General features: G+C 69.8%; 22 protein-coding genes. 4 read left to right on the forward strand and 18 right to left on the reverse strand.

What is annotated here, in order from left to right; genetic code table 11:
* Positions 1-14: 14 nt before the first annotated feature.
* From ruvX to H4W81_RS18215, 7 genes are all read right to left on the reverse strand, one after another.
* Positions 15-497 (reverse strand): Holliday junction resolvase RuvX, encoded by a 483-nt coding sequence (gene ruvX / locus H4W81_RS18185; RefSeq protein ID WP_192775912.1) that lies wholly within the window; start codon positions 495-497, stop codon positions 15-17.
* 1 nt (position 498) lies between these two features.
* The gene (gene alaS, locus H4W81_RS18190; protein ID WP_192775913.1) at positions 499-3171 is read right to left on the reverse strand and encodes an alanine--tRNA ligase; all 2673 of its coding nucleotides are present in this window, start codon (positions 3169-3171) and stop codon (positions 499-501) included.
* A 20-nt stretch (positions 3172-3191) separates the two neighbouring features.
* Complete coding sequence (locus H4W81_RS18195) at positions 3192-3422, reverse strand: hypothetical protein (protein ID WP_192775914.1); 231 nt, start codon at positions 3420-3422, stop codon at positions 3192-3194.
* Entirely contained in the window at positions 3419-3793 is a 375-nt protein-coding gene (locus tag H4W81_RS18200) for a DUF948 domain-containing protein (protein ID WP_192775915.1), read from the reverse strand. Before H4W81_RS18200 ends, H4W81_RS18195 begins: the two co-directional genes overlap by 4 nt.
* Before the next feature lie 72 nt (positions 3794-3865).
* Complete coding sequence (locus H4W81_RS18205) at positions 3866-4234, reverse strand: VOC family protein (protein WP_318781798.1); 369 nt, start codon at positions 4232-4234, stop codon at positions 3866-3868.
* Between the two features lie 11 nt (positions 4235-4245).
* Positions 4246-5490, reverse strand: coding sequence for a replication-associated recombination protein A (locus H4W81_RS18210; protein ID WP_225959836.1), 1245 nt, complete (start codon positions 5488-5490; stop codon positions 4246-4248).
* 69 nt (positions 5491-5559) lie between these two features.
* Complete coding sequence (locus tag H4W81_RS18215) at positions 5560-6015, reverse strand: DUF2231 domain-containing protein (RefSeq protein WP_192775918.1); 456 nt, start codon at positions 6013-6015, stop codon at positions 5560-5562.
* A 190-nt stretch (positions 6016-6205) separates the two neighbouring features.
* Here H4W81_RS18215 and H4W81_RS18220 point away from each other — a divergent pair, with 190 nt between their 5' ends.
* Both H4W81_RS18220 and H4W81_RS18225 read left to right on the forward strand, forming a co-directional pair.
* Positions 6206-7105 (forward strand): peptidylprolyl isomerase, encoded by a 900-nt coding sequence (locus H4W81_RS18220; protein WP_192775919.1) that lies wholly within the window; start codon positions 6206-6208, stop codon positions 7103-7105.
* Positions 7106-7159: 54 nt separating this feature from the next.
* Positions 7160-8353, forward strand: coding sequence for a cytochrome P450 family protein (locus H4W81_RS18225; RefSeq protein ID WP_318781799.1), 1194 nt, complete (start codon positions 7160-7162; stop codon positions 8351-8353).
* 445 nt (positions 8354-8798) lie between these two features.
* Here H4W81_RS18225 and aspS read toward each other — a convergent pair whose 3' ends face one another.
* The 3 genes from aspS to H4W81_RS18240 are packed head-to-tail and all read right to left on the reverse strand — an operon-like array spanning position 8799 to position 12486.
* On the reverse strand, positions 8799-10550 hold the full coding sequence (gene aspS / locus H4W81_RS18230; protein WP_192775921.1) for an aspartate--tRNA ligase: 1752 nt from the start codon (positions 10548-10550) through the stop codon (positions 8799-8801).
* A complete protein-coding gene (hisS, locus tag H4W81_RS18235; protein ID WP_225958682.1) occupies positions 10547-11806 on the reverse strand; it encodes a histidine--tRNA ligase in 1260 nt (419 codons plus the stop codon). The genes aspS and hisS overlap by 4 nt, the downstream gene beginning before the upstream one ends.
* Positions 11806-12486, reverse strand: a complete 681-nt coding sequence (locus H4W81_RS18240) for an MBL fold metallo-hydrolase (protein ID WP_192775922.1) — start codon at positions 12484-12486, stop codon at positions 11806-11808. Before H4W81_RS18240 ends, hisS begins: the two co-directional genes overlap by 1 nt.
* 139 nt (positions 12487-12625) lie before the next feature.
* Between H4W81_RS18240 and H4W81_RS18245 the strand changes: the two genes are divergently transcribed.
* Both H4W81_RS18245 and H4W81_RS18250 read left to right on the forward strand, forming a co-directional pair.
* Positions 12626-13480 carry a peptidylprolyl isomerase gene (locus tag H4W81_RS18245; RefSeq protein WP_318781800.1) on the forward strand — a complete coding sequence of 285 codons (855 nt, stop codon included), beginning with the start codon at positions 12626-12628 and terminating at the stop codon, positions 13478-13480.
* A 38-nt stretch (positions 13481-13518) separates the two neighbouring features.
* Complete coding sequence (locus H4W81_RS18250; RefSeq protein ID WP_192775923.1) at positions 13519-14769, forward strand: DUF349 domain-containing protein; 1251 nt, start codon at positions 13519-13521, stop codon at positions 14767-14769.
* A 300-nt stretch (positions 14770-15069) separates the two neighbouring features.
* Here H4W81_RS18250 and H4W81_RS18255 read toward each other — a convergent pair whose 3' ends face one another.
* From H4W81_RS18255 to ruvC, 8 genes are all read right to left on the reverse strand, one after another.
* On the reverse strand, positions 15070-17370 hold the full coding sequence (locus H4W81_RS18255; RefSeq protein WP_397128549.1) for a RelA/SpoT family protein: 2301 nt from the start codon (positions 17368-17370) through the stop codon (positions 15070-15072).
* 76 nt (positions 17371-17446) lie between these two features.
* The gene (locus tag H4W81_RS18260; RefSeq protein WP_192775925.1) at positions 17447-17968 is read right to left on the reverse strand and encodes an adenine phosphoribosyltransferase; all 522 of its coding nucleotides are present in this window, start codon (positions 17966-17968) and stop codon (positions 17447-17449) included.
* A 574-nt stretch (positions 17969-18542) separates the two neighbouring features.
* Entirely contained in the window at positions 18543-19547 is a 1005-nt protein-coding gene (gene secF / locus H4W81_RS18265; RefSeq protein ID WP_192775926.1) for a protein translocase subunit SecF, read from the reverse strand.
* A gap of 1 nt (position 19548) precedes the next feature.
* On the reverse strand, positions 19549-21387 hold the full coding sequence (secD, locus tag H4W81_RS18270) for a protein translocase subunit SecD (RefSeq protein ID WP_318781801.1): 1839 nt from the start codon (positions 21385-21387) through the stop codon (positions 19549-19551).
* Between the two features lie 42 nt (positions 21388-21429).
* Positions 21430-21795, reverse strand: a complete 366-nt coding sequence (gene yajC / locus H4W81_RS18275; RefSeq protein ID WP_318781802.1) for a preprotein translocase subunit YajC — start codon at positions 21793-21795, stop codon at positions 21430-21432.
* A 281-nt stretch (positions 21796-22076) separates the two neighbouring features.
* Positions 22077-23141: a Holliday junction branch migration DNA helicase RuvB gene (ruvB, locus tag H4W81_RS18280; protein WP_192775927.1), complete on the reverse strand. Its 1065-nt coding sequence runs from the start codon at positions 23139-23141 to the stop codon at positions 22077-22079.
* Positions 23138-23758 carry a Holliday junction branch migration protein RuvA gene (gene ruvA / locus H4W81_RS18285; RefSeq protein ID WP_192775928.1) on the reverse strand — a complete coding sequence of 207 codons (621 nt, stop codon included), beginning with the start codon at positions 23756-23758 and terminating at the stop codon, positions 23138-23140. The genes ruvB and ruvA overlap by 4 nt, the downstream gene beginning before the upstream one ends.
* Positions 23755-24282 (reverse strand): crossover junction endodeoxyribonuclease RuvC, encoded by a 528-nt coding sequence (ruvC, locus tag H4W81_RS18290; protein WP_192775929.1) that lies wholly within the window; start codon positions 24280-24282, stop codon positions 23755-23757. Before ruvC ends, ruvA begins: the two co-directional genes overlap by 4 nt.
* Positions 24283-24351 lie beyond the last annotated feature (69 nt).

The raw sequence follows: 24351 nt of genomic DNA on the forward strand, positions 1-24351 counted from the left end.
GTCGTGGGGCCCGCTCACGGGGCGGACCCGTCGTCCGCCGCAGGGGGCGGATCGACGGGTCTGCCTGGCGGTCTGTTGGTGCCGCGTTCGGAGTCGAGCGCGTCCTGCAGCAGCACGACGGCCGCCGCCTGGTCCACGACCGACCGCTGCTTCTTGGCCTTCACCCCGCTGGCCCGCAGCCCCTGCTGCGCCGCCACCGTGGTCAGCCGCTCGTCGAACAACCGCACGGGCACCCCGCCCAGCCGTACGGCCAGAGCGGAGGCGAAGGAGCGGGCCAGCTCGGCCGCCTGCCCCTCGCGTCCGGACAGGGAGGTGGGCAGCCCGACGATCACCTCGATCGCCTCGTGCTCGGCCACCAGCTGGGCGATGCGGTCGAGGTCGCCTGCCCCGCGCCTGACGGTCTCCACCGGCGTGGCCAGCATCCCCGAGGGGTCGCTGCGGGCCACGCCGATGCGGACAGAACCGACGTCGACGGCGAGTCGTGCGCCGAACCTCATGTCAGGCGAGCTGCCCCGCGATGGTCTCAGCGACCATGCGCAACGCCTCGTCGATCGCCTCAGGACGGGTGCCTCCGCCCTGCGCGACGTCGTCCTTGCCGCCACCGCCACCCCCAAGAGCCTTGGCGGCGACGCCGACCAGTCTCCCGGCCTTGAGCCCACGCTCGCGTCCCGCCTCGTTGACCGCGGCAACCACCACAGGCCGGTCGGAGGGGACGCCGGCGAGCACGACGACCGCCGGACGGTCGCCAGGGAACCTACCGCGCACGTCAAGCGCGAGCTTACGCAGATCGTCCGGGCCGGTTCCATCAGGCGCGCGGTGCGTGACGACGGAGACTCCGTGCAGGTCATGGGCCTGCGAGGCCAGCTCTCCGGCGATCTGGAGCACCTGCGCCGAACGCAGCTTCTCCAGGTCCTTCTCGGCGGTGCGCAGCCTGGTGACGATGCCCTCGATGCGCTCGGGCAGCTCCTCGCGGCGCACCTTGAGCTGCTCGGTCACCTGGGCGACCAGGAGCGACTCGCGGGCCAGGAAGCGGAAGGCGTCGATGCCGACCAGCGCCTCGACGCGGCGCACGCCCGCGCCGACCGACTGCTCGCCGAGCACCTTGACCAGGCCGAGCTGGCCGGAGGAGTGGACGTGGGTGCCGCCGCACAGCTCGCGGGAGTAGTCGCCGATCTCCACGACGCGGACCTCGTCGCCGTACTTCTCGCCGAACATGGCCAGCGCGCCCATCGCCCTGGCCTCGGCCTGGGAGGTGTAGAAGGCGTTGACCTTGAGGTCGTTGATGAGGACCGCGTTGACCTCGTCCTCGACGTCGCGCAGGACGCTGGGCGACACGGCGCCCGCCGCGGTGAAGTCGAAGCGGAAGCGGCCGGGCGAGTTCTCCGAACCGGCCTGCGCCGCCGACTCGCCGAGGGCGTTCTTGAAGCCGCGGTGCACGAGGTGGGTGGCGCTGTGGCTGCGCGAGATCGCCTTGCGGCGCTCGACGTCGACCTCGGCCTGGACCTCGTCGCCCACGCGGAGCTCGCCGGCGCGGACCTTGCCCCTGTGCACGACCAGGCCCTTGATCGGCGACTGGACGTCGAGGACGTCGACCTCCGCGCCCGAGGTGCGCAGCACGCCCTGGTCGGCGAGCTGACCGCCGCCCTCGGCGTAGAAGGGGGTACGGCCCAGCACGACCTCGACCGTCGAGCCCGCGCCCGCCACCGGCACCGAGGCGCCGTCGACGATGATGCCGACCACGCTGGACTCGGCGCTGGTCTCGTCGTAGCCGAGGAACTCGACCTTGCCCGCGTTCTCGAGCAGCTGGCCGAAGACGGAGATGTCGGCGTTGCCGGTCTTCTTGGCGGCCGCGTCGGCCTTGGCCCGCTGGCGCTGCTCCTTCATCAACCGGCGGAAGCCCTCTTCGTCGACCTTGAGCCCCTGCTCGGAGGCCATCTCGAGGGTGAGGTCGATCGGGAAGCCGTAGGTGTCGTGCAGCTGGAAGGCCTGCTCGCCCGAGAGCGTGGTGCCCGACTTGCGCTTGGTCTCCTCGACCGCGACGTCGAAGATCGCAGTGCCGGTGCGGAGCGTGCCGAGGAAGGAGGCCTCCTCGGCGTCGATGACCGCGTGGATCTGCGGCGCGTCGACCTTGAGCTCGGGGTAGGTGTCGCCCATCGCGTTGATGGTGACCTCGGTGAGCTCGTGCATGTAGCGCTCGTCGCCCGAGCCGAGCAGGCGCAGGTTGCGGATGGAGCGGCGCAGGATGCGGCGCAGGACGTAGCCGCGACCCTCGTTGCTGGGCATGACGCCGTCGGCGACCAGCATGGTGCCGGTGCGCACGTGGTCGGCGATGACCCGCAGGCTGACGTCGGCGCGCGGGTCGCGGCCGTAGCGGGTCTTGGTGAGCTCGGCGGCGCTGTCGAGGATCTTGTACGTGGTGTCGATCTCGTAGAGGTTGTCGACGCCCTGCAGGATCGTCGCCATGCGCTCGAGGCCCATGCCGGTGTCGATGTTCTTGGCCGGCAGCTCGCCCGCCACGTCGAAGTCGACCTTGCTGCGTACCGCGCTGAGCTGGTACTGCATGAAGACGTTGTTCCAGACCTCGAGGTAGCGGTCCTCGTCGGCGACCGGGCCGCCGTCCTTGCCGTACTCGGGGCCGCGGTCGTAGTAGATCTCCGAGCAGGGGCCGCCGGGACCCGGCACGCCCATGTGCCAGTAGTTGTCCTCGAGGCCGCGGCGCTGGATGCGCTCCATCGGCACGCCGACCTTGTTGTGCCAGATGTCGATCGCCTCGTCGTCGTCGAGGTAGACCGTCACCCAGAGCTTCTCCTCGGGGAAGCCGAAGCCGCCGTCGGACTCGGACCGCGTCAGGAGCTCCCAGGCGAAGGGGATCGCCTGCTCCTTGAAGTAGTCGCCGAAGGAGAAGTTGCCGAGCATCTGGAAGAACGTGGCGTGGCGGGTGGTCTTGCCCACCTCTTCGATGTCAGGGGTGCGCACGCACTTCTGCACACTGGCCAGCCGGGCCGCCGGAGGCTTGCGCTGCCCCAGGAAGTACGGCTTGAAGGGCACCATGCCCGCGGGCACCAGGAGCAGCGTCGGATCCTCAGCGATCAGGCTGGCCGAGGGCACGACCTTGTGCCCACGCTCCTCGAAGAAGCGCAGGAAGCGGCGGGCGATCTCTGCCGACTCCATATCAGCGGCCATCCTTTGCGTTAGTGGGTGTTGTCAGGGTTGTCGAGCCCGAAGCGGGAGCGCAACTCCATTTCGCGGTCGGCGGCCTCGCCGAGCGCGTCCGAGGTAAAGTCTCTCACTTGCAGCAACATGCCGCTGGCGCTGTCGGCCGCCCTGCGGGCGACGTGGTCGGGTTTGAGCGCCTGCAGCTTGCGCATCACCCAGACGGCGCCGAACGCGCCGAGCGCCATGTAGAACAACCTTCTGATCATCGCCGCCGCCTGCTGCGCGGCTGCTTGCGGGCCTCGATGGCCCTGCGCACGCCGTGGCTCAGCGCCGAGACCCTGATCAGCGGCCCGGTGAAGATGGTCTGGGTGACCGCGCTCAGCTTGGCGGCGTGGCCACTGACCTGCTTGACGTCTCTGGTGATGGCCTCGACGGAGACGAGCTGCCTGTTGGCCTCGTTGACCGTCATGCTCATGTCCTCCAGCAGCGGCACGACCCTGTCGTTCAGGTCGGAGACCAGCTTGGTGGTCTCTCTGAGCAGCCGCGCGAGCTTGACGAGCACCATCGCGAGAAAGCAGACGAGGATCGCCCAGCCCATGGCGACGATCAGCCCGGCCAGTTCTCCTGCGGTCAGCATCAGCGGATCCGTCCCCGTTGGCGTTCTGGAATGGAGACGACCCTATCGCGTCCCCGGGCGGGCTTCCCCGCACTACGCCTGGACGCCCCGGACCAGTTCGACCTCGAAGCCCTGCTCGTTCTCGAGGTAGGCGGCGTAGTGGCCGGGACCGCCCGCGTGCGGGTGGCGGTCGGCGAACATCAGCCGCCAGCCGTGCGCGCCCGCCTCCGCCACCATGGCGTCGACGTCGTCGGCGTGGAAGGCCAGGTGGTTGAGGCCCGGGCGCATCCTGTCGTACGGCACGCGCGTCGCCGCGGGCGACTCCTCGATCACGATGTAGGTCGGCCCGCACCGCCAGGACCGCCCGTGCTCCCACTCCTGGAACGGCGTGTAGCCCAGCCTGCCGAACAGCCAGGTGAAGCCGGGCAGCGCCGTCTCCAGTGACTCGACCCACAGCTCCACGTGGTGGAGCGTCACGAGACGCCCCGGAGGAAGTCGCGGATCTTCGACCACCGCTCGGAGTAGCCGAGCTCCCCGCCGTGCCTGGTCGGCTCGTAGTAGCGGCGCTCGCGTGTCTCCTCGGGCGCGTAGTGCTGGCGGACCAGACCGTGCTCGAAGTCGTGCGGGTACTTGTAGCCCTTGCCGTGGCCGAGTTTGGCGGCGCCCGGGTAGTGGGCGTCGCGCAGGTGGCCGGGCACCTGGCCGATGAGGCCGCGCCGCACGTCTTCGCTCGCCGCGCCGATGGCCTTCACCACCGCGTTGGACTTGGGTGCCAGCGCGCAGTGGATGACGGCGTGGGCCAGGTTGATGCCGGCCTCCGGCAGCCCGATGAGCTGCACGGCCTGGGCGGCGGCCACCGCGGTCTGCAGACAGGTGTTGTCGGCCATGCCGACGTCTTCGGAGGCGAAGATGACGAGCCTGCGGGCGATGAACCTGGGGTCCTCCCCCGCCTCGATCATGCGGGCCAGGTAGTGGAGCGCGGCGTCGGCGTCGGAGCCCCGCATCGACTTGATGAAGGCGCTGATGACGTCGTAGTGCTGGTCGCCCTGCCGGTCGTAGCGGACGGCCGCCTTGTCGACGGCCTTCTCCACGACCTCGACGGTGATGTCGTCGGCCAGCAGGGCGGCCGCCTCGAGGTAGGTCAGGGAGCGGCGGGCGTCGCCGCCGGCCAGCCGTACGAGATGGTCGAGGGCCTCGGGCGCGAGCGTGTTGCGGCCGTCCAGGCCGCGCTCGTCGGTGACGGCCCGCCGCAGGACCGCGCGGATGTCGTCGTCGGACAGCGACTCGAGCGTCAGCAGGAGCGAGCGGGACAGCAGCGGCGAGATGACGGAGAAGAAGGGGTTCTCCGTGGTGGCGCCGATGAAGGTGACCCACCTGTTCTCGACGGCGGGCAGCAGGGCGTCCTGCTGGGCCTTGTTGAAACGATGCACCTCGTCGACGAACAGGACGGTCTGCCTGCCGGTCATGCCGAGCTCGCGGCGGGCGTTGTCGATGGCGGCGCGCACGTCCTTCACGCCCGCCGACACCGCGGAGATCTCCACGAAACGACGCTTGGTCACCCCTGCCACGACGTAGGCGAGCGTCGTCTTGCCGGTGCCGGGAGGACCCCACAGGAAGAGCGACATCGGCGCCTCGCTCTCGACGAGCCTGCGCAGCGGGGTGCCCTGGCCGAGGAGGTGGCGCTGGCCGAGCACCTCGTCGAGGGTGCGAGGGCGCATCCGCACCGCCAGGGGCTGGGGGGTGGCCTCCTCAGCGGCCGAATCGAACAGACTCTCCACAAACCGAGCCTACAGTCCCCACACCGCCCTGGCGCCGGAATCCCCTGCTCGGAAGACGTAGTAGCCGGCCACCACAGCCAGCACCACACTCACCGCCGACAGCGTCCACGCGGGCACCCGCAGCTTGGCCCGCCACAAGTAGACCATCAGCAGGGAGGCGGCGCCGAGCCCGATCGTGCTGAACAGCAGGGGCGTGGCGAAGCTCTCGTGACCGGCGATGCGCTGGCCCAGCTCTCCCCCGACCTCGGCGAAGCGCGCCTGCTTCAGCGCGGCGCCGCTCTGCCGCGCGGCGAAGACCGCCGCGGGAGCGGCCAGCGAGAGCAGCACCACCGCCCACGCCAGGTACGGCTGGAAGCGGGGCACCAGGGCGTAGGCGACGGCGGCGGCGACCAGCAACGGCGTGAGCACCACGGCGAAGTGGACGATCAGCGGGTGCGCGGGCAGGCCCATGATCTCGTCGAACATGTCATGACTCCGTTCTCATATCGACTACGGATCTCACCACGCCGCGGTTCGCTGAGACGGGTTTCTCATGTACTTCTCAGGACCTCCACATCACCGGCCCCTTTCGCCACTTACGTCCAGCACATTCCCAACCCCGGTAGCATGCGCGGAGCAGTTTGGTCATGTGTCGGCAAACGTGGAGGAAATACCGGTGAGCGGTGACGACCGCCAGAGCCAGTTGGCTCGGGAGCACAAGGAGCGGCAGGCGCAGCGTGCGGCCGAGCAGGCCGCGAAGGCCAAGCGGAACACCTTCATCGGCGCGGGCGTGGCGGTGGCGCTCGTGGCCGGCGGCATCATCGCGGCCACCACGATGCTCGGCCGGAGTGACGCGACCCCCATGGCCGCGGAGGAGACTCCGTCCGCCTCGCCCTCGGCCAGCACCTCGGTGCCCGCGGTGCCCTCGGCCTCGCCTTCGGTCTCGGCGGGCCCCGTCTCCTGCACCTACAAGAAGGAGACCAACGCCGGCGTCCCCACCAAGTACGTCGGCATGCCGGGCAAGAAGCCGAACAAGAAGCTCAAGCAGATGACCATCCTGACCAACCACGGCAAGATCGTCATCGATCTGATGACCGATCAGGCGCCGTGCTCGGTCAACGCCATGGACTTCTTGGCCAAGAAGAACTTCTTCGACAACACCAAGTGCCAGCGTCTGGTGACGCCCGACGTGTCCGGCCTGCACCTGCTGCAGTGCGGCGACCCGCTGGCCAAGGCCGACGGCGTCAACCCCACGGACGGCCAGGGCTCGGCCGGCTTCACCTACGGCGACGAGAACATCGGCATGCCGTACAGCCAGGGCGTGGTGTTCATCACCCAGCCGTCGGGGTCGGCGGGGCAGAACGGCAGTCAGTTCGCCATCTCCCTGTCGAACGACAACACCCAGCTGCCCGCGGAGTACAGCGTGCTCGGCGTCGTCAGCGAGGGCATGGAGATGATGCTGGGGATCGCCAAGGACGAGAAGGACCTGATCGTCAACCCCAACGACGTCACGGGCGACGGCGGCACGACCGCGCCGAAGAAGCCCGTCATCATCAAGGACGTCCGCCTGTCGTAGTGATTCAGCTCACACCACCGCCTGCGCTTGCCGCCGCGGGGGCACTCTGGAGCTGTGAGCGACAAGCTGCCGTTTGAGTTCTTCTTCTCCCCGGAGTTCGGCGCCGACCCCTACGCGGCCTACGCCGGACTCCGGGCCGAGGGACCCGTCCACGCCATCGACTTCCCCCCTGGAGCCTCCGGGTTCGTGGTCGTCGACTACGAGCACGCCAGGCCCGCGCTGAGCGATCCGCGCCTGTCCAAGAACCTCGCCAGCGGACCCGAGTGGTTTCGCGAGGCGGTCTCGCAGCAGAATCCCGTGCTCTCCGACAACATGCTGATGTCGGATCCGCCTGACCACACCCGGCTGAGGAAGGTGGTGTCGAAGGCGTTCACGCCGCGCAGGATCGAGCAGCTGCGCCCGCGCGTCCAGGCGATCACCGACGAGCTGATCGACGCCTTCGAGGGTGACACCGTCGAGCTGATCGACGCCTTCGCCTTTCCCTTGCCGATCATCGTCATCTGCGAGCTGCTCGGCGTTCCCGACCGCGACAGGGCCGACTTCCGCAGGTGGTCGGCGGCGCTGGTCCAGCCCGCCCTCGACGACGAGCAGGTCAGAGCCAGGCGGGAGCAGAGCGACGAGCTGCGCGCCTACTTCACCCGCCTGATCGCCGAACGGCGCGCCGCGCCCTCCGACGACCTGGTGAGCGTGCTGGTCACCAGCGAGGAGCTGAGCGAGCGCGAGGTGCTTTCCACGCTGGCGCTGCTGCTGATCGCCGGCCACGAGACGACCGTCAACCTCATCGGGAACGGCATGCTGGCCCTGCTGCGCAACCCCGACCAGCTCGACCTGCTGCGCGCCAAGCCCGAACTGCTGCCCAGCGCGGTGGAGGAGTTCCTGCGCTACGACGCCCCCGTCGAGCGAGGGACCTTCCGCATCGCGGTGGAGGACATGGAGATCGCCGGCACGCCGATCCCGAAGGGCAGCTTCGTGCACATCTCCATCGGCGCGGCGGGTCGCGACCCGATGGCCTTCGAGCGGGCCGAGAGCCTCGACATCGCCCGTGAGGACAACAGGCACGTCAGCTTCGGCCACGGCATCCACTTCTGCCTCGGCGCACCGCTGGCGCGCATGGAGGGACAGATCGCCTTCGGCACGTTGCTGGCGCGGCTCGGCGACATCAGGCTGGCCTGCCCGGAGGAGCAGCTCAGGTGGCGCTTCAGCGGCTCCATCATCAGATCGCTCGCCGCGCTGCCGATAACGATCTAGGGTGGCTCGGATGCCGGAGAAGCTACCTTTCGAGTTCCTTTTCACCCCTGAGTTCAGCAGGGACCGCCCGGCCTGGCGCTGGGCTGTGCGGAGGAGGAGCTGAGCCGGCGGCTGACCGGTTCGGTGGTGCGCGGCCTGTCCGCACTGCCGATCCGCTTCTGACCCCCGATGAGCTGGTACGGCCCGCCGCCCCGGCTCATCGGACCCGCACCCCCGCCGAACCGGCGACCGGGCGCCCGCCACCACCGAGGAACGCCCACCCCACGACCACGGAGAGGTCCCCGAAGGAACCCCGCCGAAGTCCAGGCGCGAGCGATCCCCAGGGAAACCCAGCCGAAGTCCGGCGCGAGCGATCCTCACCCATCAAAGAACGCCCGCCCCGTGACCGCGGCGAGGTCCCCAGGGGAACCTCGCCGAAGTCGCCGGGCGGGCGTTCGAGGGTCGGTTACGCCTCGGTCTTGGGCTTGGCGTCGACGCCCGCCTCCTTGCGCTGCTCCCCGGTGATGGGCGTGGGCGCGCCCGTCAGCGGGTCGAAGCCCGAGGCGGTCTTCGGGAAGGCGATGACGTCGCGGATCGAGTCGCCGCCCGACAGCAGCATGCAGATCCGGTCCCAGCCGTAGGCGATGCCGCCGTGCGGGGGCGGGCCGTACTTGAACGCCTCGAGCAGGAAGCCGAACTTCGACTCGGCCTCCTCCTTGGAGATGCCGAGCACGTCGAAGACGCGCTGCTGCATCTCGGCCCGGTGGATACGGATCGAGCCGCCGCCGATCTCCATGCCGTTGCAGACCATGTCGTAGGCGTAGGCCAGCGCCTCGCCCGGGCGGTCCTGGAAGGTGTCGGCCCACTCGGGCTTGGGGCCGGTGAACGGGTGGTGCACGGCCGTCCAGCCGATCTCGCGGCCGACGTCGTCGTGCACGGGCTCGAACATGGGCGCGTCGACCACCCACAGGAACGACCACTGCGACTCGTCGATCAGGCCGCAGCGGCGGCCGATCTCGAGCCTGGCCGCGCCGAGCAGGTCGCGGGAGGAGTGCCGGGCGCCGGCGGCGAAGAAGATCGCGTCGCCCGGCTTGGCGCCCACCTTGCCCGGCAGGTCCGCCACCTCCACCTCGGAGAGGTTCTTGGCGACCGGGCCACCGAGCGTGCCGTCCGGCTGCACCAGCACGTAGGCCAGGCCGCGGGCGCCGCGGGACTTGGCCCACTCCTGCCAGCCGTCGAGCTCCTTGCGGGTCTGCGAGGCCCCGCCCGGCATGACGACCGCGCCGACGTACTCGTCCTGGAAGACCCGGAAGGTGGTGTCCTTGAAGAACTCCGTCAGGTCGACGAGCTCCTGGCCGAAGCGCAGGTCGGGCTTGTCGGAGCCGTAGCGGGCCATCGCGTCGGCGTAGGTCATGCGGGGCAGCGGCGTGGCGAGCTCGTAGCCGAGGATCTCCTTCCAGATCCTGCCGATGAGTGCCTCGCCGACGGCGATCACGTCCTCCTGATCGGCGAAGGACATCTCGACGTCGATCTGGGTGAACTCGGGCTGCCGGTCGGCGCGCAGGTCCTCGTCGCGGTAGCACTTGGCCAGCTGGTAGTAGCGCTCGAGACCGCCCACCTGCAGCAGCTGCTTGAACAGCTGGGGCGACTGCGGCAGCGCGTACCAGTTGCCCGGCTGCAGGCGCACCGGCACCAGGAAGTCGCGGGCGCCCTCGGGGGTGGAGCGGGTGAGCGTCGGCGTCTCGACGTAGACGAAGCCGAGCTCGTTCATCACCTCGTTGGCCAGGTAGGTGGCCTTGGAGCGGATGCGCATGGCGTTGGCCACCGAGGCACGGCGGATGTCGAGGTAGCGATAGCGCAGCCGCGCCTCCTCCGACACCTCGGTGTGGCCCTCGATCGGGAACGGCAGCGGGGCCGCCTCGCTCAGCACCTCGACGGTGGTGGCGACGACCTCGATCTCGCCGGTCGGCAGGTCGGGGTTGGCGTTGCCCTCGGGCCGGATCCTGACCTCGCCGACCACCTTGACGCAGTACTCGCCGCGCAGGCCGTGCGCGTCGTCCTCCTCGCGGAAGACCACCTGCGCCGAGCCGGAGGCGTCGCGCAGGTCGATGAAGACGACCCCGCCGTGGTCACGGCGGCGGGCCACCCAGCCCGCGAGCGTCACCTGCTGCCCGGCGTGCTCTTTGCGGAGCTCACCGGCCTTGTGCGTGCGAATCACTGCAGCTTTCCCTTCAAAACGTCGGCGACCTGGGCCAGCGGCACCTCGGTCTGCTCTGCGGTGGTCAGGTCCTTCACTTGTACGGCCTGCGCGGCGAGGTCGCGCTCGCCCAGGATCAGCGCGAACCTGGCGCCCGAGCGGTCGGCGCCCTTCATCGCGCCCTTGAGCCCCTTGCCGCCGAAGGCCATGTCGGCGGAGAGACCCGCCGTGCGCAGCTCCTCGACGAGCAGGAACATCCGGCGGCGCGCCTCCTCGCCCAGCGGGACACCGTACACCTCGACGCGGGCGGCCGGGGCCGCGTCGAGCAGACCCTCGGCCTCCATGGCCAGGTAGGTACGGTCGACGCCGAGCGCCCATCCCACACTGGGCAGCGCGGGGCCGCCGAGCATCTCGCTGAGCCCGTCGTAGCGCCCGCCGCCGCCGACGGCCGACTGCGAGCCGAGCCCGCCGTGGACGAATTCGAAGGTGGTGCGGGTGTAGTAGTCGAGACCGCGCACCAGCTTCGGCTCGTCGGTGAACGGCACGCCGAGAGCCGTCAGCAGGCTACGGACCTCCTCGTGGTAGGCCTTGCAGGCCGCGCACAGGTGGTCGGCGACCAGCGGCGCGCCCTCGAGCTGCGCCTGCACCTCGGGGCGCTTGTCGTCGAGCACGCGCAGCGGGTTGATCTCGATGCGCGCGCGGGTGGCCTCGTCGAGGTCGAGCGCGCGCAGGAAGTCTTGCAGCGCGGCCCGGTAGACGGGGCGGCACACCTGGTCGCCGAGGGAGTTGAGGAGCAGCGTGACGCCCTCCAGCCCCAGGCTCGCGAAGCCGCGCCAGGCCAGCAGGACCAGCTCGGCGTCGAGCGCGGGGTCCTCGGCGCCGAGCGCCTCGGCGCCGACCTGCCAGAAGTGGCGGTAGCGGCCCTTCTGCGCGCGCTCGTAGCGGTACTGGCTGCCGGAGTACCAGAGCTTCACCGGCAGCTGGCCGTTGTGCAGGTTGTGCTGCAGGACGGCCCGCACGACCGACGCGGTGCCCTCGGGGCGGAGGGTGAGCGAGCGGCCGCCCTTGTCGTCGAAGGTGTACATCTCCTTCGACACGACGTCGGTCGACTCGCCGACGCCGCGCTTGAACAGCTCGGTGTCCTCGAAGGTGGGCGTCTCGATGTAGCCGTAGCCCGCCTGCCGTACCGGGGCCGCGAGGGCCTCGCGGACCTCGAGGACGCGTTCGGAGACGGGTGGCAGCAGGTCGTAGGTGCCCTTGGGTGATTGGAAAGTCATCAGATCCCTCGCGTGGGACCGGCGTGCGGCGCGGCCTCTTTAAGGAAAGGATTCGTCGCGCGCTCGCGGCCGATCGTGGTCTGCGGTCCGTGGCCCGGCAGGACGACCGTCGTGTCCGGCAGCGGCAGGCACTTGGCCGCCAGACTGCGCAGGATCGTCGGGTAGTCGCCGCCCGGCAGGTCAGAGCGGCCGATGGAGCCGGCGAACAGCAGGTCGCCCGAGAACATGATCTCCTCTGGCGGCAGCCTGAAACTCACCGACCCCCTGGTATGCCCAGGAGTGTGGTCGACCACGAACTCCATGCCGGCCAGCTCGAGGACCGCGCCGTCGGACAGCTCGCGCACGTCGTCGGGCTCGCTCAGCGTGATGCCGCCGAACAGCTGGCCCGAGGTCGCCGACCAGCCGGCCGAGGGATCGCTCAGCAGGTGACGGTCGTCCGGGTGGATCCAGGCAGGGACGTCGCGCGCGCCGCAGACGGGGGCCACCGACCAGACGTGGTCGAGGTGACCGTGGGTGAGAAGGACCGCGACGGGCTTCAGCCTGTGCTCGCGCAGCAGGTCATCGATGCCGTCGACCGCGTCCTGACCGGGGTCGACGATCACGCACTCCTCGCCGGCGGCGGGCGCCACGAGGTAGCAGTTGGTCTGGAACGCCCCTGCGGGGAAGCCTGCGATGAGCATCTGCCTCGGCTGAGTCTCGTCAAGAAAGCGGATGAGAATGTAACCGAAGCGTACCGGTGCTGGCCGCCGGGCTGCGAACCATTACCGGTTGGCCGATACGATTCGCCCACCTCAGTTGATTCGATAGGGAGGCAAAGCAGTGTCCACGGGCAAGGATCGCCAGCGGCAGCTGGCACGTGAGCACTTCGAGCGGCAGATGCAGCGTCGCGCCGAACGCGAGGCCAAGGCGAAGCGCACCGCCGTCATCGGATCGACCGTGGGCGTTCTCGTGGTCGTGGGCGGTGTCATCGCCGCGACCACTCTGCTGGGCGGCAACGACGGCTCCTCGGCCTCCGAGTCGCCGTCGGCCGCTCCATCCACCTCCACCTCCGCCGTCGCGGGGCCCAAGCCGTTCGACCCAGCCACGGGCGAGTGCGGCTATCTCCCCGACACCAGCGGCGCGGTCAAGGACGTCGGGCTTCCGCCGGCCAAGGCCGAGGCCAAGGACGCGGTCATGACGTTCAAGACCAACCAGGGCGACATCGTCGTGGAGCTCAACGGCGTCAAGGCCCCCTGCACGGTCAACTCGCTCAAGCACCTGGCCGCCAAGAAGTACTACAACGGCAGCAAGTGCCACCGCCTGGGCAGCGCGCAGTTCCCGATGCTGCAGTGCGGCGACCCGACCGCCAAGGCGAACGGCAAGTCGCAGACCGACGGCCAGGGCGGTCCCGGCTACCGGCTGGCCGAGGAGAACCTCGAGGGCGCCACCTACAAGCGCGGCGTCGTGGCGATGGCCAAGACGAGCGAGCCCGGCACCACCGGCAGCCAGTTCTTCCTGGTGTACGGCGACATCGGGCTGACCCCCGACTACACGCCTGTCGGTACCATCACCAAGGGACTCGACATTCTCGACAAGGTCAACAAGGCGGGTGTCATCACTCCTGGTCCTGACGGCACCGGGGCACCCAAGGAGACGGTCGAAATCAAAGACGTGACAATCTCTGCCAAGAGCTGACGTAATACAACTAGGGGCAGTAGTCCCCGAAGGGTCTGATGAGAGTGCGGGAGGACACGGTGAGCACCGACCCGTGGGGCCGGGTAGACGACGACGGCACCGTCTACGTGCGTACGGCCGAGGGAGAGCGGGCCGTCGGGTCCTGGCAGGCCGGTGAGCCCGAAGAGGCGCTGGCCTACTTCCACCGCAAGTTCGACGAGCTGGCGGGCCAGGTCCAGCTGCTCGAGCAGCGTGTCAAGGGCACCGATCTGGCGCCCGCGCAGGCCGAGGCCACGATCGTCAAGCTGCGCGAGGCCGTGGCCGACGCGCACGCCGTCGGCGACCTCGAGGCGCTGGTCCAGCGGCTCGACGCGCTGACCGGGCTCGTGGCCAAGCGCCGCGAGGAGGTCAAGGCCGCCCGCGACATGGCGAGGGCCGAGGCGAAGGGCATCAAGGAGCGCATCGTCGCCGAGGCCGAGCGCATCGCCGAGGAGACCACTCACTGGAAGTCGGGTGGCGAGCGCCTGCGCCAGCTGGTCGAGGAGTGGAAGGCGGCCGAGCGCATCGACCGCGTCACCGAGGCCGCGCTGTGGAAGCGGCTGTCGGCCGCCCGTACCGCCTTCGCCAAGCGACGCAAGGCGTACTTCGCCGGGCTCGACGAGCAGCGCGAGGGCATCCGTTCCCAGAAGGAGCGCATCGTCGCCGAGGCCGAGGCGCTGGCGGACTCCACCGACTGGGGGCAGACGGCCGCGATCTACCGCGAGCTCATGCAGCAGTGGAAGTCGGCGGGCAGGGCCTCGCGCGAGGCCGAGGACGAGCTGTGGGGCCGCTTCAAGGCCGCCCAGGACCAGTTCTTCCAGGCCCGGTCGGCGGTCTTCGCCGAGCGTGACGCCTCGCTGGCGGCCAACGCCGAGGCCAAGGAGGTGCTGCTGGCCGAGGCGGAGAAGATCCTTCCGGTCACCGACGCCAGGGCCGCGCGGGCGGCGCTGCGCTCCCTGCTGGAGCGCTGGGAGGCCGTCGGTCCGGTGCCGCGCGAGCAGCGCGACCGCCTGGAGGGCGGCCTGCGCCGCATCGACGACGCGGTGCGCAAGGCCGAGGAGGCGGAGTGGAAGCGCTCCAACCCCGAGGCGAGGGCCCGTGCCCAGAGCGCGGTCGACCAGCTGCGCGCCTCGATCGAGCAGCTGGAGAAGAAGCTCGACAAGGCCCAGGCCGCCGGGCGCGCCAAGGACGTCAAGGACGCCGAGGAGGCGCTGGCGGCCCGCCGTTCGTGGCTTGAGGAGGCCGAGCGCACGCTGGCCGAGTTCAGCTGAGAACGAGAGAAGCCCCGTCACGCACCGTGACGGGGCTTCTTCTTTTCGGGGGATCGGCCGCCCAGCGGGCCTCAGCCGGTTGACGCCTCCCGAACAGACGCTGCGCGCCGGCGGAGGTGAACAGGAGCAGGTCGTAACCCCTCGCTCCTCGACGCCGGCGCTGGTCAAGCGGGAGCACGGTCTCGCAGGTGTGGAGGTCGAGGACGTGGTCGCGGCCGCCCTTCAGGCTGCGCGGCGTGGAGTAGCCGACCTCACCTCCAGGACGCAAGGCAGGCGTGCGGCCCCGAGCGTGTCGGGGGGTCAGCCGCCCGCGGCTCCGCTGACCCGGTAGACGTCGTAGACGCCCTGGATGCTGCGCACGGCCTTCAGCACGTGGCCCAGGTGCTTGGGATCGCCCATCTCGAAGGTGAACTTGCTGACCGCCACGCGGTCCCGAGAGGTGGTCACCGACGCCGACAGGATGTTGACGTGCTGGTCCGACAGCGTGCGGGTGACGTCGGACAGCAGCCTCGGCCGGTCGAGCGCCTCCACCTGGATCGCCACCAGGAACACGGAGTCCTCGTTCGGCGCCCACGTCACCTCGACGAGGCGGTCGGGCTGCTCCTTCAGCTGCTGCACGTTCGAGCAGTCGGAGCGGTGCACCGAGACGCCGTGGCCGCGCGTGACGAACCCGACGATGTCGTCGCCCGGCACGGGCGTGCAACAGCGCGAGAGCCGTACCCACACGTCGGAGTCGCCGGCCACCACGACGCCCGCGCCGCCGCCGCTCTTGGGGCGGCGGCTGAGCCTGGTCGGCAGCGAGGCCTCGGCGATGTCCTCCTCGGCGCTGTCGACGCCGCCGATGGAGGCCACGAGCTTCTGCACGACCGACTGCGCGGCGGTGTGCCCCTCGCCGACGGCCGCGTAGAGGGCCGACACGTCGGGGTAGCGCAGGTCGCGGGCCAGCGCCAGCAGCGCCTCGCCGGACATCAGCCGCTGCAGCGGCAGGCCCTGCTTGCGCATGGCCCGGCCGATGGCCTCCTTGCCCGCCTCGATCGCGGTCTCGCGGCGCTCCTTGGAGAACCACTGCCTGATCTTGTTGCGGGCGCGGCCCGACTTGACGAACTTCAGCCAGTCGCGCGAAGGGCCCGCGTCGGGCGACTTGGAGGTGAAGATCTCGACGGTGTCGCCGTTGCCGAGGCGCGACTCCAGCGGCACCAGGCGTCCGTTGACCCGCGCGCCGATGCACCGGTGACCGACCTCGGTGTGGACGGCGTAGGCGAAGTCGACCGGCGTCGCGCCCTCGGGCAGCGCCACCACCTGGCCGCGCGGCGTGAAGACGTAGACCTCCGAGACCGACAGGTCGAAGCGCAGCGACTCGAGGAACTCGCCGGGGTCGGAGGTCTCCTTCTGCCAGTCGAGCAGCTGGCGCAGCCAGGCCATGTCGCCACCCGGCTGCTTGACCTTGCCGGCGGGGCCGGGCGTGCCGGCCTCCTCCTTGTACTTCCAGTGCGCGGCCACGCCGTACTCGGCCCTGTGGTGCATCGCGTGTGTGCGGATCTGCAGCTCGACCGGCTTGCCCTCGGGACCGATCACCGTGGTGTGCAGCGACTGGTACATGTTGAACTTGGGCATCGCGATGTAGTCCTTGAACCGGCCGGGCACCGGGTTCCACCTCGCGTGGATCGTTCCGAGCGCCGCATAACAGTCGCGGACCGAGTCGACCAGGACCCTGATGCCCACCAGGTCGTAGATGTCGTCGAAGGCCACGTCGCGGGCGATCATCTTCTGGTAGACCGAGTAGTAGTGCTTCGGCCTGCCCTTCACCACCGCGCGGATCTTGGCGTCGCGCAGGTCGGCGGAGACCTTCTCGATGACCTCCTGCAGGAACAGGTCTCTGCGGGGGGCCCGCTCGGAGACCATGCGGGCGATCTCGTCGTAGCGCTTGGGATAGAGCATCGCGAACGCGAGGTCCTCGAGCTCCCACTTGATCGTGTTCATGCCCAGGCGGTGGGCCAGCGGCGCGAAGATCTCCAGCGTCTCGCGGGACTTCTGCTGCCGCTTGTGCTCGGGCAGGTAGCGCATCGTGCGCATGTTGTGGAGGCGGTCGGCCAGCTTGATGACCAGCACCCTGATGTCGCGCGACATCGCCACGACCATCTTGCGCACGGTCTCGGCCTGCGCGGCGTCGCCGAACTTGACCTTGTCGAGCTTGGTGACGCCGTCGACCAGCAGCGCGATCTTGTCGCCGAAGTCGGCGCGCAGTTCGTCGAGGCTGTAGGCGGTGTCCTCGACGGTGTCGTGCAGCAGCGCGGCGCACAGTGTCTCGTCGTCGGTGCCCAGCTCGGCCAGGATCGTCGCGACGGCCAGCGGATGGGTGATGTACGGGTCGCCGCTCTTCCGCTTCTGGTCGCGGTGATGGTAGGCGGCCACGTCGTAGGCGCGCTCGATCACACGCAAGTCAGCCTTTGGATGGGTGGCGCGGACCGTCCTGAAAAGCGGCTCCAGCACCGGATTCATGGCCCCACCCCCAAACCGTCGACGACGCACCGCTGGAACGCCGGAACCCCCATCGGAATTTCCGGCTTCGGTTACGTCGGGCACGACCACATCACGGGGCACACAGACTCCTCGCGTCCGAGTCCAGATCCCCTCAGTGTATCCAGGTGGCAAACCCGCGCGTCGGCCGGTGCGCCAATCACACGATCACGAGCGCGTGGAGGTCGACTCCCGCGAGCCGCTCGCGCCCCTTCAGGAAGGCCAGTTCCATGAGGACGGCCAGGCCGACGACCTCTGCTCCCGCCCTCTTCACCAGCTCCACCGTGGCCTCCGCCGTACCACCGGTGGCCAGCACGTCGTCGACGATCAGCACGCGGTCGCCGGGGCTGAAGGCGTCCTGGTGGACCTCGATGACGGCCGAGCCGTACTCCAGCTCATACGAGGTCTCGAGGGTCGCGGAGGGCAGCTTGCCCTTCTTGCGCACCGGCACGAACCCGGCCCCGGCCCGGTAGGCGGCGGGGGCGGCGAGGATGAAGCCGCGCGCCTCGATGCCCACGATCTTGTCGATGCCGGGGTAGAGGCCGGCCAGCTCGTCGATCACGGCGGCGAAGCCCTGGGCGTCGGCAAGGAGCGGGGTGATGTCCTTGAACACGACGCCCGGCTTGGGGTAGTCGTTGACGTCCCTGATCCTGTCGAGGATCAGCTGGCTCAGCTCGCTCACGTCGTGTTGTCTCCCTCGTCCGCGGGTGGCCGGTTACCGACGACCCACCTTCCCATAACCGGGGACCGGCGACGACATCGGCCTCGAACCTCTCGCCCGGGCCGCCCTCTCCGGGCCGCCGACGATGGCATTCCCGTGAGACGGGGGCGGGCTTCTCCAGGAGCGCTCCCCACAGAGGCCGGTACAGCCCGCCAGGAAGACAGATCACGGCTTCCGCGGCGACGGGCCTGGGCCTCCTGGGAGACCCGCACGGCTTCCCTGAGAAACCCGCAGGGGCATCTCGGTGAAACCGGCTTCCCTCCGAAGACCGGCTTCCCTCCGAAGACCGGCTTCCCTCCGAAGACCGGCTTTCCTCCGGAGGCTGGCGCCGCTGTCCTGAGAGACCGGTGGTCCGGCTCCCTGGGAGATGGGGCGGGGCTTCCCTGGGAGGTCCGCACGACATCGCCCCGCGGGGCCGGCCTTCGAAGCCTACGAGCGGTCTCCTGGGCGGCTGGCTGGTGGTTCCCTCTGGGTGCGGGGAAAGGCGACGCCTCCGCGCCCCTGGGTCGGGGTGCGGAGGCGTCGGCGGGTGGTGCTAGTTCTTCGCGACCGCGGCGCGCTTGGTGCCGCCCTTGCCGCCGCCCGTCGAGGCGAGCCTGCGGGCGATCGCCTGGTACTTCGGCTCCCGCTCCTTCAGCGTCACCAGCAGCGGCGTCGCCACGCACAGCGAGGAGTACGTGCCGACCAGCATGCCGACGAACAGCGCCAGCGACAGGTCCTTCAGCGTGCCGGCGCCCAGCACCGTCGTGCCGATGAACAGGATCGCGGCCACCGGGAGGATGGCGACGAGCGAGGTGTTCAGCGACCTGATCAGCGTGTGGTTGAGCGCGTCGTTGGCGGCCATCGTGTACGTCTTCTTGGAGGTCGTGCCGAGCTTGGCGGTGACCTCCTTGATCATGTCGAAGACGACGACCGCGTCGTACAGCGAGTAGCCGAGGATGGTGAGGAAGCCCAGCAGCGTCGCGGGGGTGACCTCGAAGCCCGACCACGCGTAGATGCCGGCGGTGATCACCAGGTCGTGGACCAGCGCGACGATGGCCGCCAGGGCCATCTTCGGCTCGAAGGCCATGCTCAGGTACAGAATGATCGCGAGCATGAACACGCCGAGGCCGATCCAGGCCTTGTTGGCCACCTCACCGCCCCACGAGGCCCCGATCGAGGTGATCGAGATCTGCTTGGGGTCGACGGAGAGCTCCGTGGCGACCGACTCCTGCACCTTGGTGAGGTTGGCCTCGTCAAGGGTCTCGGTGGTGACCCGCCAGCCGCTGCCCGCCTGCTGGACGATCGGCTGGTGCACGCCCGCGTCGGTCATGGTCTCGCGGACCTGCTCGATGGTGGCCTGCGGCGCGGCGAAGGTGAACACCGAGCCGCCCTTGAACTCCACGCCCAGGTTGAGCGGGCTGCCGTTGGTGGCGGCGCTGAAGACCAGACCGGCGATGGAGAACAGGAGCAGGAAGGCTGAGAGGCTGTACCACAGCTTCCGGCGGCCGACGAAGTCGACATCGATCTCGCCACGGTAGAGGCGACGCCCGAGTCCCATGTCAGGCCTCCTGCGGGGTGGTCGTACGGACAGTCTCGGGCCCCATGCGCTCGGAGTCGAGACCGGAGAGCTTGTGCCCCTTGGCGAAGAACTTCAGCCTCGCCAGCAGCGCGATGAACGGCTTGGTGAACATGAACACCACCAGCACGTCGATCAGCGTAGTGAGGCCCATCGCGAAGGCGAAGCCCGCCACACCGCCGACGGCCAGGAAGTAGAGCACGATCGCGGCGATGAACATGACCGCGTCGGCGATCAGGATCGTCCGCCTGGCGCGCACCCAGGCCACCTCGACGGCGGCGCGCAGCGTGCGCCTGCCCTCCTTCATCTCGTCTCTGATGCGTTCGAAGTAGACGATGAAGGAGTCGGCCGTGATGCCGATCGACACCACCAGGCCGATGATGTGCGGCAGCGAGAGGCCGAAGCCCGCGTACGTGCCGAGCAGCACGACCGCCTCGTAGGTGATGATCGAGGCGACCACGAGGCTCAGCACCGCGACGAGGCCGAGACCCCTGTAGTAGAGCAGGGAGTACAGGACCACCAGGCCGAGACCGATGGCGCCGGCGATGAGACCGCCCATGAGCTGGTCGTTGCCGAGCGTCGAGGAGATCGTGTCGATGGAGCTGCGCACGAACTTCAGCGGGAGCGCGCCGTACTTCAGCTGGTCGGCGAGCTTGGTGGCGCTCTCCTGAGTGAAGCTGCCGCTGATCTCGGCCCGGCCGCCGGGGATCGGCTCGTTGATGTTCGGCGCGGTGATGACGACGCCGTCGAGGACGACGGCGACCATGTTGCGCGGCGCCTGCGCCTGGTAGGCCTTGGTGGTCAGGGCCGACCACGCCGAGGCGCCCGCGCTCTTGAAGTCGAGCTGGACGACCCACTGGCCGGTGGTCTGCTGCACGCCGGCGCTGGCGGTGTCGATGTCGGAGCCGACGACCTCGGCCTTGTCGAGGATGTACTTGACGGTGCCGTCCTGGTCACAGGTGACGTACGGCTTGGCCGGGTCGTCCTGGACGCCGAGGCCGCTGTTCTTGGCGCAGTCGAGCTCGTTGTACTGCTTGATCAGCGCGGGGTCGATGCCGGCGAGGCTCGGGTCCTGAGCCGGGTCGGCGCTGGGCGTCGCGGAGGGCGTGGCCTTGGGGTCGTTCCCCTTGGCGTTGTTCGCCTTCCCGTCGTTCGCCTTGGCGTCGTTCGCCTTGGCGTCGTTCGCCTTGGCGTCGTTCGCCTTGGCGTCGTTGGCCTTGGCGTCGTTGGCCCTGGCCGGCGCGGTCGCCGACGGGGAGGGGTTCGGCGAGGTCAGCGCGGACGACAGGGCCTTGCCCGTCGGGGAGGCGCTGGGCTTGGGAGCGTTGGCCGACGGCTGGACGCTCGGTGTGGTGGACGCGGAGCCCGACGGCTGACCGCTCGGCGCGGCCGAGGAGGAGGGAGTGGGCGCCTGCGTGGGCATGGTGCTCGGCTGCGGCTGGGCCGCGTCGGCGGCCAGGACCTGGCGGAAGCGTAGCTCCGCCGTGGTGCCGACCAGCTTGATGACCTCGTCCTTGTCGGCGCCTGGCACGGAGATGACGATGTTGTCGCCGGACTTGGCGACCTCAGCGTCGGAGATTCCGGTGCCGTTCACCCGCTCACGGATGATGTTGACGGCGAGGTTGAGGCTCTCCTCGGAGGGGGGAGTGCCATTCGGGGTGTTCGGCGACAGCGTCGCCGTCGTACCGCCTGCGAGGTCGAGTCCGAGCTTCGGCGTGAACGCCGGCTGCAGGAACATCGCCCCGCCCATGGCGAGAATGAGCGCCAGGAGCACCAGGAGCGTGCGCCCCGGCTTGCTCTGGCCACTGGTCGGTCGGGCCACTGGTCGTCTGTTCTTTCAGATAGGAGTTTGTCGCAAGCCTAGTCAGGACTTGTTGGAATTCGTGTCCTGATCGTCGTTGCGGTCCGCCGTCGTGTCGGCTTCGTCCTTCGTCTCCTGGGGCTCCGTCGCGGCGATCTTGTCGTCGACGGGGGTGAGGACGCGGCCGACGGCGGCCTTCACCCAGCGCGTCTCGATCCCCGGGGCGACCTCCAGGATGACATCCTCGTTGTCGACGGCCACAACGGTGGCGAACAGGCCGGTGGTGGTCATGACGCGGGCGCCGGGGGCGAGAGAGTTCTGCATCTGGATCGCCTCCTGCTGCCGCTTGCGCTGCGGCCTGATGAGCAGGAAGTAGAACACCACCACCAGCAAAATGAGCGGCAGGATGTTCATGAGCGTTGAGTTCACGAGGGCGACCTTCCATCTTCTATACAAGATGATGACACCGGCTATGTGCCGGAAATTCCATGCGTTGCGTCGAGGGCCGCGCCGCTCAGCCCGTCAGCTTACACAGCCAGCCAAGCCACGGAGTGTAGGCGGTTGTTGCGAAACCCGGCAACGAGGCAGCGTTTCGGCGCGCGGGGAAGTTCCCAATTTGCAATGCTTGCAACCGTTCTGTGACCGCGCCCTTCGAGGGGCGTGGGCGGGCGGGCCGTGACGGCGGGTCAGCGGTGAGTTGCCGTACGGGATCAGAACGGGGCGTCGGGCGGCGGCGTGAGGCCCAGGTGGAGCCAGGCCGCCGAGGTCGCCACGCGCCCGCGCGGAGTGCGGGCGAGCAGGCCCTGGCGGACAAGGAACGGCTCGGCCACCACCTCGACGGTCTCGGGCTCCTCCCCCACGGCGACGGCCAGCGTCGACAGGCCCACGGGGCCACCGCCGAACTTGCGCAGCAGCACCCCGAGCACCGCCCGGTCGAGCCGGTCGAGCCCCTCGGCGTCGACCTCGTAGAGGTTGAGCGCCGCCGAGGCGATGTCGCGGGTGATGACGCCGTCGGAGCGGACGTCGGAGAAGTCGCGCACCCGGCGCAGCAGCCTGTTGGCGATGCGGGGTGTGCCGCGCGAGCGCCTGGCGATCTCGTGCGCGCCCTCGTCGGGCAGCGAGACGCCGAGCAGCCTGGACGAGCGCCGCAGCACCTGCTCGAGCTCGGCGACGTCGTAGAAGTCCATGTGCGCGGTGAAGCCGAACCTGTCGCGCAGCGGCGCGGGCAGCAGGCCCGCCCGCGTCGTCGCCCCGACGAGCGTGAAGGGTGCGATCTCCAGCGGGATCGCGGTCGCGCCAGGGCCCTTGCCGACGATGATGTCGACCCTGAAGTCCTCCATCGCGAGGTAGAGCATCTCCTCGGCGGGGCGGGCCATCCGGTGGATCTCGTCGATGAACAGCACCTCGCCCTCGGTGAGCGTCGACAGGATGGCCGCGAGGTCGCCGGCCCGCTCGAGCGCGGGCCCCGAGGTGATGCGCAGCGGGGCGCCGAGCTCGGCTGCGATGATCATGGCGAGCGTGGTCTTGCCCAGCCCCGGCGAGCCGCTCATCAGCACGTGGTCGGGCGGCCTGTTGCGCCTGAGCGCGCTCTCCAGGACCAGCGAGAGCTGCTCGCGCACCCTGCCCTGCCCGATGAAGTCGGCCATGCGCCTGGGCCGAAGGGCCGCCTCGATCTGCAGCTCGTCACCCTCGGCGTCCGGCGACACCAGATCCCGCTCGATGCTCACGCCCTCACTCTCTTCCTGCCCGGCGTCGCCGGGAAGACCGAAGCTCATCGAATGCTCAGCACCCGCAGCGCGGCCTTGAGCAGCACCGCCACCTGCGGCTCCCTGCCCGCCGCCACCTCGACGTCGGCCTGCGGCTCCACCAGCGCGATCGCCTCGTCGGCGTCCCTGGTGGAGTAGCCGAGCCCGACCAGGCCCGTGTGCACCTGGTCGCGCCAGAGCGGCCGGGCCGCGGGGCCGTTGAGCGCCGCGTTGACCGCCTGCTCGGACGTGCCGAGTTTGTCCTTCAGCTCCAGCACGATGCGCTGCGCGCCCTTCTGGCCGATGCCGGGGATCCTGGTCAGCGCCTTCAGGTCGGCGGAGGCGACGGCGACCCGCAGCGAGTTGGGGGTGTGCACGGCCAGCATGGCCAGCGCCAGCTTCGGACCCACCCCGCTGGCCGTCTGGACCAGCTCGAAGACCGTGCGCTCGTCGTCGGTCGCGAAGCCGTACAGGGTCAGCGACTCCTCCCTGACGACGAGAGAGGTCGCCAGCCTGCCGGGCTCGCCGGGGCGCAGGGTGGCCAGCGTGCCGGGCGTGCAGTGGACCAGGACGCCCACGCCGCCGACCTCGATCACGGCCGAGTCGGGCGCGACGGCCGCGACGACCCCGGAAACCGACGCGATCACAGCGCACGTCCTCTCGATGCCTTGGCCAGCGCCTCGGCCAGCCGGTTCTGGCTGCCGCCCCGCCAGACATGGCAGATGGCGAGCGCCAGCGCGTCGGCCGCGTCGGCGGGCTTGGGCATCTCCGCCAGCCGCAGCAGCCTGGTGACCATGGTGCCGATCTGCTTCTTGTCGGCGGTGCCGCTGCCGGTGATGGCCGCCTTGACCTCCGACGGGGTGTGCAGCGCGACGGGCAGCCCGCGGCGGGCGGCGCAGAGCACGGCGATGCCCGCCGCCTGGGCGGTGCCCATCACGGTGCGGACGTTGTGCTGGGCGAAGACCCGCTCGACGGCGACCGCGTCGGGCCGCACCTCGTCGAGCCACTGCTCGATGCCCCGCTCGATGCCGACCAGCCTGGCGCCGAGCTCGTCGTCGGCCGAGGTGCGGACCACACCCACCATGACGAGCTTGAGCGGAGCGCCCGGACGGCCCTCGACGGCTCCGATGCCGCACCTGGTCAGCCCGGGGTCGACACCCAACACCCGCACGGCCCGCCCTCCCGTTCGCCGAACATCTGTTCGGCAGGGAACTCTACCCTGGTTGGGCGGGCCGCGCAC

It is taken from the genome of Nonomuraea africana, assembly GCF_014873535.1.
Taxonomy (GTDB): Bacteria; Actinomycetota; Actinomycetes; order Streptosporangiales; family Streptosporangiaceae; genus Nonomuraea; species Nonomuraea africana.